General features: G+C 71.4%; 12 protein-coding genes. 8 read left to right on the plus strand and 4 right to left on the minus strand.

Annotated features, from left to right (window positions below; translation table 11 throughout):
• Window positions 1–10: 10 nt before the first annotated feature.
• Window positions 11–880 carry a glutamate ABC transporter substrate-binding protein gene (locus ACWENQ_RS03075; protein WP_452412736.1) on the minus strand — a complete coding sequence of 290 codons (870 nt, stop codon included), beginning with the start codon at window positions 878–880 and terminating at the stop codon, window positions 11–13.
• Window positions 881–900: 20 nt separating this feature from the next.
• On the minus strand, window positions 901–1650 hold the full coding sequence (locus tag ACWENQ_RS03080) for an amino acid ABC transporter ATP-binding protein (protein ID WP_354906638.1): 750 nt from the start codon (window positions 1648–1650) through the stop codon (window positions 901–903).
• A gap of 124 nt (window positions 1651–1774) precedes the next feature.
• Here ACWENQ_RS03080 and miaB point away from each other — a divergent pair, with 124 nt between their 5' ends.
• From miaB to ACWENQ_RS03100, 4 genes are all read left to right on the plus strand, one after another.
• Window positions 1775–3256 carry a tRNA (N6-isopentenyl adenosine(37)-C2)-methylthiotransferase MiaB gene (miaB, locus tag ACWENQ_RS03085; RefSeq protein ID WP_452412737.1) on the plus strand — a complete coding sequence of 494 codons (1482 nt, stop codon included), beginning with the start codon at window positions 1775–1777 and terminating at the stop codon, window positions 3254–3256.
• A gap of 1321 nt (window positions 3257–4577) precedes the next feature.
• Window positions 4578–5171: a hypothetical protein gene (locus tag ACWENQ_RS03090; RefSeq protein WP_449916804.1), complete on the plus strand. Its 594-nt coding sequence runs from the start codon at window positions 4578–4580 to the stop codon at window positions 5169–5171.
• A gap of 482 nt (window positions 5172–5653) precedes the next feature.
• A complete protein-coding gene (locus ACWENQ_RS03095; RefSeq protein WP_452412738.1) occupies window positions 5654–6388 on the plus strand; it encodes an isocitrate lyase/PEP mutase family protein in 735 nt (244 codons plus the stop codon).
• Between the two features lie 574 nt (window positions 6389–6962).
• Window positions 6963–7643: a hypothetical protein gene (locus tag ACWENQ_RS03100; protein WP_452412739.1), complete on the plus strand. Its 681-nt coding sequence runs from the start codon at window positions 6963–6965 to the stop codon at window positions 7641–7643.
• Window positions 7644–7965: 322 nt separating this feature from the next.
• Here the strand turns inward: ACWENQ_RS03100 and ACWENQ_RS03105 are convergent, their stop codons facing one another.
• Entirely contained in the window at window positions 7966–8862 is an 897-nt protein-coding gene (locus ACWENQ_RS03105; RefSeq protein WP_452412740.1) for a ribonuclease Z, read from the minus strand.
• 540 nt (window positions 8863–9402) lie between these two features.
• Window positions 9403–9711, minus strand: coding sequence for a hypothetical protein (locus ACWENQ_RS03110; RefSeq protein WP_452412741.1), 309 nt, complete (start codon window positions 9709–9711; stop codon window positions 9403–9405).
• A 148-nt stretch (window positions 9712–9859) separates the two neighbouring features.
• On the opposite strand from ACWENQ_RS03110, the gene ACWENQ_RS03115 reads away from it, so the two are divergent.
• The 4 genes from ACWENQ_RS03115 to ACWENQ_RS03130 all read left to right on the plus strand — a co-directional run bounded on the left by ACWENQ_RS03115 (window position 9860) and on the right by ACWENQ_RS03130 (window position 12957).
• On the plus strand, window positions 9860–10384 hold the full coding sequence (locus ACWENQ_RS03115) for a methylated-DNA--[protein]-cysteine S-methyltransferase (protein ID WP_354906630.1): 525 nt from the start codon (window positions 9860–9862) through the stop codon (window positions 10382–10384).
• Between the two features lie 65 nt (window positions 10385–10449).
• A complete protein-coding gene (gene miaA / locus ACWENQ_RS03120; RefSeq protein WP_449916791.1) occupies window positions 10450–11343 on the plus strand; it encodes a tRNA (adenosine(37)-N6)-dimethylallyltransferase MiaA in 894 nt (297 codons plus the stop codon).
• On the plus strand, window positions 11340–12146 hold the full coding sequence (gene dapF / locus ACWENQ_RS03125; RefSeq protein ID WP_354906628.1) for a diaminopimelate epimerase: 807 nt from the start codon (window positions 11340–11342) through the stop codon (window positions 12144–12146). Before miaA ends, dapF begins: the two co-directional genes overlap by 4 nt.
• 55 nt (window positions 12147–12201) lie before the next feature.
• A complete protein-coding gene (locus tag ACWENQ_RS03130; protein ID WP_354906627.1) occupies window positions 12202–12957 on the plus strand; it encodes an SCO6745 family protein in 756 nt (251 codons plus the stop codon).
• Window positions 12958–12965 lie beyond the last annotated feature (8 nt).

Here is a 12965-nt window from a genome sequence, read left to right on the forward strand (position 1 = left end):
CGCCGTCCGGCTAGGCGCAACCCTCGGCCTTCGGGGCCTCCGACGACAGCTGCAGGCCCTGAATGCCGCCGAACCACTTCTCGAGCAGCTGCTTCATGGTGCCGTTCTGCCACAGCTTGGCCACGGCCGTGTTGACGGCCTCGCAGGTCTTGGTGTCGCCCTTCTTCAGGCCGACGCCGTACTTCTCGTCGGTGAACGGCTGGCCGAGCACCTTGAAGTTGCCACCGGAGGCCTGCGCCTGCTTGGCGAAGCCGGCCAGGATCAGGTCGTCGGTGGTGACGGCGTCGAGGTTGCTGCCCTGCAGCTTCTGGACGCACTCGGAGTAGTTGGCGGCGTCGACCGTCGTGGCGTCGAGGTCGAGCTGGCCGTCCGGCGGCGGGTCGGTGATCCGCTTGTAGGAGTTGGAACCCGAGGCCTTGCAGATGCGCTTGCCGGTCAGGTCCTGCGGCTTGGTGATCGCGGTGTCGTTGCCGCGGACCATCACGTCCTGGTGGGCGACCACGTACGGCCCGCCGAAGGTGACCTTCTGCTTGCGGGCCTCGGTGATGGAGTAGGTGGCGAAGATGATGTCGACCGTGCCGTTGGCCAGGAACGGCTCGCGGTTGGACGAGGCCGACTCCTTCCACTCGATCTTGACATCCTTGCCGCCGTTCATCTCCTTGAGCACGGCCTTGGCGACGTCAACGTCGAAACCCTCGGGCTCGGCGCCCTTCTTCAAGCCCAGGCTCGGCTGGTCCCACTTGGTGCCGACGACGACCGTCGCACCGTCCTGGGCCTTCTCAAGCACGCTGGAATAGGTCTTGTCGCCGCCACAAGCCGCCAGGCTCCCGACCAGGACGCCCGCTGCCGCGATCGCGGCACCCGCACGTTGAACACGCATGTATGACACCTCTTCTAGTTCTAGTGCGTAAGAATCTTGGACAGGAAGTCCTTGGCCCGATCGGTCTGGGCGTTGGTGAAGAACTCTTCGGGGGTGGCCTCCTCGACGATCTGGCCGTCGGCCATGAACACCACCCTGTTGGCCGCCCGGCGGGCGAAGCCCATCTCGTGCGTGACGACCACCATGGTCATCCCGTCGCGGGCGAGCCCGATCATGACGTCGAGAACCTCCTGCACCATCTCGGGGTCCAGCGCGGAGGTGGGCTCGTCGAAGAGGATCATCTTGGGGTCCATCGCGAGCGCCCTGGCGATGGCCACGCGCTGCTGCTGCCCGCCGGACAGCTGGGCGGGATACTTGTCCGCCTGCGCGGCGATGCCGACACGCTCCAGCAGCTCCATCGCCCGCCTGTCGGCCTTGTCCTTGGCGACGCCGCGCACCTTGGTCGGCCCGAGCGTGACGTTCTCCCGAATCGTCTTGTGGGCGAACAGGTTGAACGACTGGAAGACCATGCCGACCTCGGAGCGGAGGCTCGCCAGCGCCTTGCCCTCGGCTGGAAGCGGAGTGCCGTCGAAGATGATCTGGCCGCCGTCGATGGTCTCCAGGCGGTTGATCGTCCTGCAGAGGGTGGACTTGCCACCGCCCGAAGGGCCGATCACGACCAGGACCTCACCGCGGGAAACGGTCAGATTGATGTCCTTCAGGACGTGCAGCGCCCCGAAGTGCTTTTGGACATTCTCCAGCTTGACCAGCGGAGTCGAGTTCTCCGTCATGGATGACAACGTAGAGGGGTCGGACGCAACGGTCACTAACCGGGTGGTACCGATCCGATCACGGCATCCTCATTTTCGGCCCCGGCGCGAGTGTTGCGGCGGAACGCCTACGCTTGGAAGTGCCATGACTGTGACCCGGACTTATCAGGTGCGCACCTACGGGTGCCAAATGAACGTGCACGACTCCGAGCGGCTTTCCGGCCTGCTGGAGGACGCCGGTTACGTTCCCGCCCCCGAGGGCCAGGACGCCGACGTGGTCGTGTTCAACACGTGCGCCGTTCGCGAGAACGCTGACAACCGCCTTTACGGCAATCTCGGCCACCTACGGCCGGCCAAGCTGAAGAACCCCGACATGCAGATCGCCGTCGGCGGCTGTCTGGCGCAGAAAGACCAGGGCGAGATCGTCCGCAAGGCCCCGTGGGTCGACGTGGTCTTCGGCACCCACAACATCGGATCGCTGCCCGTGCTGCTCGAACGCGCCCGCATCGCCGGGGAGGCGCAGGTCGAGCTCAAGGAGTCGCTCGAGGTCTTCCCCTCGACGCTGCCGACCAAGCGCGAGTCGCCGTACGCGGCATGGGTGTCGGTCTCGGTCGGCTGCAACAACACCTGCACCTTCTGCATCGTGCCCTCGCTGCGCGGCAAGGAGAAGGACAGGCGGCCCGGCGACGTCCTGGCCGAGGTCAGGACGCTGGTGGAGCAGGGCGTCCTCGAGGTCACGCTGCTCGGCCAGAACGTCAACACCTACGGCGTCGAGTTCGGCGACCGGCTCGCCTTCGGCAAGCTGCTGCGCGCCTGCGGCGACATCGAGGGGCTGGAGCGGGTCCGCTTCACCTCGCCGCATCCGGCCGCCTTCACCGACGACGTCATCGCCGCCATGGCCGAGACGCCGAACGTCATGCACCAGCTCCACATGCCGCTGCAGTCGGGCTCCGACCGGGTCCTGAAGGCGATGCGCCGCTCCTACCGGGCCGAGCGTTTCCTCGGCATCATCGACCGGGTCCGCGCCGCCATGCCCGACGCGGCCATCTCCACCGACATCATCGTGGGCTTCCCCGGCGAGACCGAGGAGGACTTCCAGGGCACCCTCGACGTCGTACGGCAGAGCCGCTTCGCCAACGCCTTCACCTTCCAGTACTCCATCCGCCCCGGCACCCCCGCGGCCACCATGCCCGACCAGGTGCCGAAGGAGGTCGTGCAGGAGCGTTACGAGCGCCTGATCGCCCTTCAGGAGGAGATCTCCTGGGAGGAGAACAAGAAGCAGGTCGGCCGCACGCTCGAGGTGCTGGTCGCCGAGGGTGAGGGCCGCAAGGACGAGACCACCAGGCGCCTGTCGGGCCGCGCGCCCGACAACCGGCTCGTGCACTTCGCGGTGGGCGAGCAGGCGCCGCGGCCCGGCGACATGGTGACGGTCGAGGTGACCTACGCCGCCCCGCACCACCTGGTCGCCGACCGTCCGCTCGGGCTGCGCCGCACCCGCGCGGGCGACGCGTGGGAGGCCCGCCAGGGCGCCGCTGCCAGGCCGAAGGGGGTGGCGCTCGGCATGCCGACCATCGGCAGGCCCGCGCCCCTGCCCGCCGAACCGTCCGGCTGCGCCGTCACCTCCTGACGCGTGCCGTACGGCGGGGCGCTCCTGCACGTGGGGCGGCCCCGCCCTTCGGGTTTCCCCAGGCAACCGTGCCGGCCGCGGGCCATTCGAGGTGACGCCCCCCGGAACCTCGTGATCCCGCGCCGCGGCCTCCCGGCCGGCGGCTGCGTCATTCCGGGGCGTCCTCATGTGTCGACATCCCGAGCCAGGGCCGCCTGGGCGGCGTCAGCCCGGGTGACGGAAGCTTGGCTGTCGTGTCCCCTGCCGGCTTGGCTGTCGCGTCCCCGGTCGGCTTGGCCGTCGCGTCCCTGGCCGGAGCATAGGGAGGCGTGGCCGTCTGCATCCTCGGCCGGAGCGCCGGCACTGGGACCTCCTGGGTGGCGGCGCCCCGGGGCGGTGTCCGGGGCATGGGTATCCGTTCGGGCAGGGGAGGCCTCCTCGCGGCGGCCGTGCCGTTCAGGGGGACAGGCGGTCCAGCACGTCGTAGCAGTAAGTGCGCCGCAGGTCATGGAACGTGGCGCAGGGGTCGGGCGCCGGGCCCGGCGCGGACGGCTGGACCGCGGGCGTGCGGGGCTCGCTTCGCGGCGTCCGCTCCGCCACGTTCGCCCGCGGCGGGGCGCCGCCGTTTTGACCGCCCGGGGCCTCGTCACCGGTCGGCCGGCCGGAGCCAGGCGCTCCGCCGACTTCCCCCGGTCCACCCGCACCCCGCGCTCCGTCGACGCCCGCGGTCCCACCCGCACCCCGCGCTCCGTCGACGCCCGCGGTCCCACCCGAACGCGGCGCTCCAGCGACGCGTTCCCCCTCGGCCGGAGACGGCCCACCGGAGCGCGGCGTCCCGTCCACCACCGCCGCCCCGCCGGACCGCAGTGTTCCGTCGAGGAGCGTCGGCCCGCCGGACCGCGGCATTCCGTCGAGCAACGCCGCACCGTCCATGGGCGGCACCGTTTCCCCGGGGCGGCCGCCGCCGAACCACCCTCCGGCCGCTGAGTACGGCGGGGCGGGCACCGGCCGTACCCACGGGGAGTCTGTCTTCGCCGTGGAAGTTGATATTTCAGGATTTGCGGTAAGTGCCCTTATCGCCCCAGGCCGACGCTCATCGGAACGATCATCGATATCCGCAGGAAGCGCCAGGAAAACCCCCAGTCCGGCGGTCCCGAGGACGGCGGCCACGCCCGCGATGGGAACCGCTCTCGCCCGCCAACCTGGGCATATGGCGTCAAATGATGACAAGTCGTGATTCCTTTGTGATTGGTGTGCGGGCATTCGGCTCCTGCGGTTAGTGTGGTCCATCACCCGCGGAAGCCATCGCGTTTCCCCCGATACGACCGCAGGGAGTTCTCTCATGCACGGGCACGTCCCCTCCCCGACGGGCCAGCCTGACCACGGAGTGGAGATCCTCTCCGGGCCCGGACACGATCCACGACCGCGCAGGAGCAGGAAGGGCGTCGTCATCGCCGCCTCCGCCCTCGTCGCCCTCCTCGCGGCGGGCGGGGTCGGGTTCGCGGTGCTGGGCGCCGGCGGCGACGGCAAGGGCACGTCGGTCTCGCAGCCCGGCGACGAGGCCCGGCAGGGATCGGGACCGGCGGGCGCCGGCGCGGCCGAGGAGGACAGCGAGGGGCCAGGAGAGGACCTCGGCGATCCGGGCGACAGCGCGGAGGGCGACGCCACGCTTCCCGAGGAGGGCGGCGAGTCGGCCGGGGGCGACCCCGCTCCCGCCGACAGGCCCGCCGGCGACTCCGACTCCGGGTCGGCGGGCCCCGCGAGCCGCGGCGACGGCTCCAAGGACGAGCCCGGCGGCTCCCAGAACGGCACCGACCGGCAGGACGATCCCGGCTCCTCGAGCGGCACCGACCGGCCGTCCGAGCCCGCCGAGCCCGGCCCGGCCGACGGCCCTCCGGGCGCCGTCCCCGGGCAGTGCGCGAAGAACGGCTGCTGATCGGGGGGTACGGCCCCGCGGCCCCAACGGTCTTCGTAGCTTCCGAGGTCATGTCTGCGGGTTCACAGTCGCCGCGGGTTCCACGGTCACGCCCGGCCTCAAGGGCCGTCGCACCTGCGGTCACGCCCGCGTGTTCCACGGTCGCGCCCGACTTCACCCCCAGGGCCGTCGCGCCCACGTGTTCACGGTCGGGCCCGGCTCGCCATCAGGGTCGTGGCGCCCACGTGTTCACGGTCGGGCCCGGCTCGCCATCAGGGTCGTGGCGCCCACGTGTTCACGGTCGCACCCGGCTCCGCCATCGGGACCGTGGAGCCCAGGTGTTCACAGTCGGGCCCGGCTTCGCCACCAGGACCGTGGAGCCCGCGGTCACGCGCCGTGGGCTTCACGGCGCGTGGACGGGCTCGTGACTCTCAGGGTGGCTCAGGTGTTTCGTCGCGGAGTGGCCCTTCAGCCGGGCGGGAGGCGTGCGTAGGGTCCGCGGCATGACGATCGTGACTGCCGCCATCCGCCTGCGTTCCCTTCACGTGAAAGGGAGCCCGCTGATCCTGCCCAACGCGTGGGACGCCGCGTCGGCCGGAGCAGTGGAGCAGGCCGGCTTCCCCGTCGTGGCCACGGGCAGCGCGGCGGTGGCGGCGGTGCTCGGTTACGAGGACGGCGAGCGGACGCCGCCGGGGGAGATGTTCGCCGCCATCGCCAGGATCGCCAGGGCGGTCGGCGTCCCGGTGACGGCCGACGTCGAGCGCGGCTACGGGCTCAAGCCCGCCGAACTGGCCGAGCGCCTGGCCGAGTCGGGCGCGGTCGGCTGCAACCTGGAGGACTCCCGCGACGGCGTGCTGATCGACCCCGAGGAGCAGGCCGACTTCCTCGCCGCGGTGAAGGCGGCGGCCGGCGACGATCTCGTGGTCAACGCGCGCGTCGACACCTACGTGGCGGGCGACGGCAGCACCGCGGACGCCCTTCGCAGGGGCCGCCGCTACCTGGAGGCGGGCGTGGACTGCGTCTACCCGATCGGCGTCGCGGACGCCGAGGAGATCAGGACGCTGGCCGCCGAACTGCCCATCAACGTCTACTTCCGTCCCGGCGTCCCCTCGCTGTCCGAACTGGCCGCGCTCGGCGTCGCCAGGGTGAGCTACGGCCACGGCCTGCACCGGGCCGCCCACGCCTACGCCACGAGCCTGTTCGCGGCCGTCGCCGAAGGCCGCGACCCATACCAGTAGACCCGTACTCGCGGGAGGCACCCGCGGATCCGTGCCCGCGGGCCGTACCTACAGGCCGAACCCGTGGGTTCGGGGCATGCAGGGCCGCGCATGCGCCGGGCGGCACCTGTAGGGCCGCGCTTGTGGGGCCGCGCTTGTGGGGCCGCATGTGTGGGGCGCCACTTGTGGGTCCGCGCTTGTGGGGCCGCATGTGTGGGGCGGCACTTGTGGCTGCGCGCTTGTGGGGCCGCATGTGTGGGGCGCCACTTGTAGGGCTGCGCTTGTGGGGCCGCATGTTGGGGCGGCACTTGTAGGGCTGCGCGCTTGTGGGGCCGCATGTGTCGGGCGGTACTTGTAGGGCTGCGCTTGTGGGGCCGCGCTCGTCGGCCGCGCCTATGAGGCGGCTGCACCTGTGGGGTTGTGCCCGCGTGAGGTGATCCCAGCAGGCCCCAGTTTGGGGGGCCGTGCTCGTGGGTCCAGGCCGGTGGCCCGTGCTCGGGGCCTGTACCAGCGGACTGCGCGCGGGTGCGACGCCTGCCATGGTCGATGGCAACGCGACATCCGGGTGTGGCGGCGGCTCGGTTAGCCTGGTCCGGTGCTTGTCGCCGCCGCGGTGTGCCCGCATCCGCCGTTGCTCGTGCCCGCGCTCGCCGGGGCCGCCGCCCCCGAGCTCGACGGCCTGCGCGCGGCCTGCGCCGCCGCGGTCGAGGCGACGCTCGCCGTCGAGCACGACAGGCTGGTGGTCGTGGGCGGCGGCCAGACCACCACGGCGTACGGCGGGCAGCCGGCGGGGACGCTGCGCCCCTGGGGTGTCGACGTCAGGGTGGGCGAGGGCGACCCCGTCCTGCCGCTGTCGCTGACCATCGGCCGCTGGCTGCTGGGCGACGAAGTGGCGGAGAGGGCGGCTTTCCACGAGATCGCGTTCGACGCGGAGCCGGGCGAGTGCCTGCGCCTGGGGGAGCGGCTCGTCGCGGAGGGGCGTACGGCGCTGCTGGTCATGGGCGACGGCTCGGCCTGCCTCACCGAGAAGGCGCCCGGCTACCTCGACCCCGCGGCGCAGCCGTACAACGACGCGATCGCGGCGGCGCTGGGTGCGGGTGACGCCGGCGCGCTGGCCGCGCTCGACCGCGACGAGGCTGCCGGGCTGTGGGTGGCGGGCAGGGCCGCGTTCCAGGTGCTGGCGGGCGCGGCGGAGGGCACCGCACCCCGGGGGGCGAGGCTGCTGGAGAGCATCGCACCCTACGGGGTGGGCTACTTCGTGGCCACCTGGGCCTGACGAAGGCGCCGGCCGGGGCCTGCGCTCGGTGCCGTCGGCGTGACGGATGTGCCGGGCGGGGCCTGCGCTCGGTGCCGTCGGCGTGACGGATGTGCCGGGCGGGGCCTGCGCTCGGTGCCGTCGGTATGACGGATGTGTCGGCTGGGGTCTGCGCTCGGTGCCGTCGGCATGACGGAGGTGCCGGGCGGGGCCTGCGCTCGGCGTCGTCGGCATGACGGAGGTGCCGGGCGTAGGCCGTCCATCATCGGCGGAGCACCGGGCCGCCTGCGCGGTTGGCGCTCATGGTGGCCGCGGCATCCGAGGCGTCGACGTGGTGAGGGGCTCAGCGTCGCCGGGGCACGGGGACGGTGGTGAAGTCGCGGGCCAGCACCACCTCGCCGGCGTAGCTTCGCCGCACCTCCTCCAGGAAGGCCGGCTCGTCGGCCGTGCTGTACCGCTCGGAGAAGTGGGTCAGCACCAGCCGCCTGACGCCCGCGCGGGCGGCGACCACCCCGGCGTCGAAGGCGGTCAGGTGACCGTACTCCTTGGCCAGCGCCGCCTCCGCCGACAGGAACGTCGACTCGATCACCAGCAGGTCCACGCCCTCGGCCAGCTCGAAGACCGCGTCGCAGAGCCGGGTGTCCATGACGAAGGCCACGGACTGCCCCGGGCGGGGCACGCTGCACTCCTCGAGCTTGACGCCGCGTAGCGAGCCGGTCCGCTGGAGCTCGCCGATCTCCGGCCCCTTGATGCCGAACGCCTTGAGCCGTTCGGGCAGCATGCGCCGGCCGTCCGGCTCCTGCAGGCGGTAGCCGTACGACTCCATGGGGTGGGACAGGCGGCGCGCGGTCAGCCGCCCCACCACGGCCGTCTCGCCCGCGACGGGATGCTCGGTGATCCGGTCGGTGTCGGCGAAGGCGGCGGCGTGCCTGAGCCTGCGCCAGTAGGTGGTGCCGGAGGCCGGGAAGACCGCGCGCACCTCGTGCCTGACCTTGTCGCGGGCGATGCGCTGCACCACGCCGGGCACGCCCAGGCAGTGGTCGCCGTGGAAGTGGGTGACGCAGATCCAGTGGATGTCGTGCGCGCTGAGGCCCGCGTGCACCATCTGCCGCTGGGTGCCCTCGCCGGGGTCGAACAGCAGGCCCTGGCCGTCCCATCGCAGAAGGTAGCCGTTGTGGTTACGGTGTCTGGTAGGCACCGCGCTGGCGGTGCCCAGCACCACGAGTTCGCGCTCTGACACAAGCGCGATAGTAGGCGTTCGGCGCGGGCGTCGGCGTTTCGGGCCGACGAATGAGCTCGTGCCGCATCATGGCCCCACTGAGTCGACAGACCGCTCCCAGCGCTGGAATCGATCACGAAGTGTCGCGATATCGTCAGGCGTCAGGCCATGATGGGCGAGCGCCAGATCAGGTATACGACTGAGAGCGGACAGCGCCGCGGCGAACATGGCCTTGTCAAAGCCCGGATCTGCGTCAGAGGCCAGGCGCGTGAGGTCGTTTGTGGTGTACAGGCCGCTGCACAGGACCGCGTTCACATCGACGAAGTCGCGGACCTCGGCCCTACCGTAAAGGGCGGCCGGTGACGTGCAGACGGGCGAAGCCGGGGTTCTCTTGGGTGATCTCCGCTTTCATGCCGGCATCTCGGTATGCTGCCACGGCTGCGCGATCGCTGTGTCGAAGTCGCCCCCGGCTGACGTGAAGAGATCCACGTCCTCCGAACGCCTGGTGAGGAATCCGTGAGCCTGAACGGCATAGCCACCCGCAAGAGGGGGTCCATGGTCTTACGCGGCCCGCGCCAGTTCACGGAATCGGGCTTCCCAGGCCTGTCTCACCTGAACGGGAAGGTAGAGCCTCGGCCAGACGTGGATCAGAATCGAAGCGTTCACATAGGCGCGCAGATCCTCGACCCGAGCCGCCTCCCGGATGACACGCTCGTACATCAGGCCCAGTTGGGCGTCGTCATCCACGTTGTAGACGCGCTGCTCCGACCAGTCGAGATGGGTGGGCAGCTCGACCACGCCGGTGGTAGGCCCGGCCAGTTCCTCGAGACCGACAGGCACGACGTACGGCCGGTGGGTGACGTATCGCAACCGGGGATTCACTCCTCCAGTCTGCCCGGTTCTCCCCGGCCCTGCACTTCATCACCGGCTCGTAGTCTGGGGGTACTCGAAAGAAATTTCTATCCGTTGTGGTTACGGTGTTTATTAGCTGAGCACCACGAGTTCGCGAGAGGACACGATGACCTCCCACCCGAGTCCCGAGGCGGTCACGGTCGCGTACGCCGAGGTCCCGACGCCCGTCGGCAGGTTCACGTTGGCCGTCACGGAGGTGGGGCTGGTCGCGGCCGGCTGGGGTTCGCGCCCGCGCCTGAAGGACCTGGTCGAGGTTCACGACCCGGATCGCACGGCCGGCATCGTGTCGGAGTTGACCGAATATTTCGCGGGGCGGCGGCGCGTGTTCGAGACGCCGGTCGACTGGCGGTTCATCGCCCCGACGCCGCGCCAGGTGCTCCAGGCGCTGCACCAGGTGCCCTACGGCACCGTCGTCACCTATGGGGAGCTGGCCCGCAGGGCGCAGTCGAGGGTGCCCGCCCGGGGGATCGGTTCGATCATGGGGGCCAACCCCATCCCGATCGTGGTGCCGTGCCACCGTGTGGTGGCGGGTAACGGGCTCGGCGGGTTCAGCGGCGGGGAGGGCGTCGAGACGAAGCGGTGGCTGCTCACCCACGAGGGCTACCTGCAGCCGACGCTGCTCGACCTCTAGCCGGGCGGTCCGCGCGGTCTCGCGGGTGGACCGGCCACACCCCGCGGCTTGTCACACTTGTCGGTGTGGGGAAGCAGCCTGTGATCGCCGTCGTCGGACCGACCGCGGCCGGAAAGTCCGATCTCGCCGTGGATCTGGCGCTCCGGCTGGGCGGGGAGTGCATCAACACCGACTCCATGCAGCTGTACCGGGGGATGGACATCGGTACCGCGAAGCTCGATGAATCCGAGCGTCGCGGCGTTCCGCATCATCTTCTGGACATCTGGGACGTCACGGTGACGGCGAGCGTGGCGGAGTACCAGCGGCTGGTGCGGCCGCTGATGGACCGCATCGACGTGCCGATCCTGGTGGGCGGCTCGGGCCTGTACGTCAGGGCGGCGCTGGACGACCTGGAGTTCCCCGGCACGGACGCCGGCATCAGGGCGGCCCTCGAGGCCGAGCTGGCCGAGCGCGGATCCGGGGTGCTGCACGCGCGGCTGCGGGAGAAGGACCCCGCCGCGGCCGCGGCCATCCTGCCGAGCAACGGCCGCCGGATCGTGCGCGCCCTGGAGGTCATCGAGCTGACCGGGCGGCCCTTCTCGGCCACCATGCCGTCCTACGACGCCGTCTACCCGAGCGTCCAGCTCGGCGTCGAGGTGCCGAGGCCGGTGCTCGACGAGCGCATCGAGCTGCGCGTCCGGCGCATGTGGGAGGCCGGGCTCGTCGACGAGGTGCGCGGGCTGCTCCCGCTCGGCCTGGCGCTGGGCCGTACGGCCGGCAGGGCCCTGGGGTACGCGCAGGTGCTGCGCTTCCTGGACGGCGAGTGGAGCGAGGAGCAGGCCTTCGAGGAGACGGTCAGGGCCACGCGCAGGTTCGCCAGGCGCCAGGAGTCGTGGTTCCGCCGCGACCCGAGGGTGGTCTGGCTGCCCTTCGACGCGCCGGACCTGCTCCAGCAGGCCCTGGATAGGGTTGAGGCATGAGATTCCTCAAGGGGCACGGCACCGACAACGACTTCGTCATCCTCCCCGATCCCGACGGAGCGCTCGACCTGCCTCCGGCCAGGGTGGCGGCGGTGTGTGACCGCAGGGCGGGCATCGGCGCGGACGGCGTGCTCCACGCGGTCAGGACCAAGCTCAGCCCGGAGGTCGCCGACCAGGCCGACCACGCCGAATGGTTCATGGACTACCGCAACGCCGACGGCAGCCTCGCCGAGATGTGCGGCAACGGCGTGCGCGTCTTCGCCCGCTACCTGGTCGACGCGGGGCTGGCCGAGCCGGGCGAGTTCGCCGTGGCGACGAGGGGCGGCACCAAGCGCGTCCGGCTGGCCGCCGACGGCGATGTGACCGTCGACATGGGCAAGCCGGTCGTGCTGGGCTCGAGCGTCACCGTCGTGAACGGTCAGGAGTACCAGGGGCTGCACGTCGACATGGGCAACCCGCACCTGGCATGCGCCATCGGCGACCCGGTCGTGCAGCTCGACCTCACCTACCAGCCCGCCTTCGACCCCGCGGTCTTCCCCAACGGCGTCAACATCGAGCTGCTGAACGCGGTGGGCCCGCGCAGGGCGCTGATGCGGGTGTACGAGCGCGGCTCGGGCGAGACCCGCTCGTGCGGCACCGGCGCGGTCGCCACGGCGGTCGCCGCGGCGCATCTGGCCGGGGAGAGCACCGGCACCTGGACGGTCGAGGTGCCCGGCGGGATCCTGACGGTCACGCTCGACGAGGACACCAGCTACCTGGCCGGGCCCGCCGTGATCATCGCGTCGGGGGAACTGACGATCTGACCCGCACCCCGGAGGGCCCTTGCAGAACGATGTTCTGTTGGGTGATGCTTGCCGCATGGTCGACTCCAAGGGCGCCGCGGCGGCGGTGAAGGGCACCATCGGCAGGCTCGGCGGCGGTTTCATGATCTCCCGCGAGGCCAAGGAGCTGTGCGCGCGGACCGGCCTCGGCCCACGCGAGCTCTACTTCAGGGGTAGGTGCGGGGTCCTCGGCGAGGTCGACGCGGACGTCGTCACCTCCGTCGTGGTCTTCTTCCCGCCGGAGCACGTGCGTGAGAGCTGGGAGGGCGGCCGCAAGCTCCCCGTCGACGAGGCCGTCGCGCTCTACACCGGCGCCTGCCACGCCTGGGGCCGCCGCAAGCTCGGCGCGGTCGAGGGCTGCGACCGCATCGCCCACCTCCTGGAGAAGGTCGCCGGCGCCGCCTCCGTCCTGGGATCCCCGCTGTTCGCGGGCTGGCGGGCGGTGCCGCTGCCCGACGATCCGGTCGCCAGGGCCACCCAGCTCATGCACGTGGTCAGGGAACTGCGCGGCGGCCTGCACGCCGTCGCCGTCCTGGCCATGGGGCTCGATCCGCTGACCGCGGCGCTCGCCACCGACCACGAGGGCACGCCGCTGGGCCTGTCGTCCGGCCAGGACATGGCCCGCTTCATCACCTGGCCCGAGCCGTACCCCGCGGTCGCCGAGCCGGTCGTCGCCCGGCGGCGGGAGGCGGAGGAGCTGACGGACGAGCTGATGGCGCCCGCCTTCGCCGTCCTGACCGACGCGGAACGCGACGAGCTCGTCACCTTGATGCGTTTGGGGCACGTCCGTTGACCTGGCAG

Source organism: Nonomuraea sp. NPDC004354 (genome assembly GCF_053602555.1).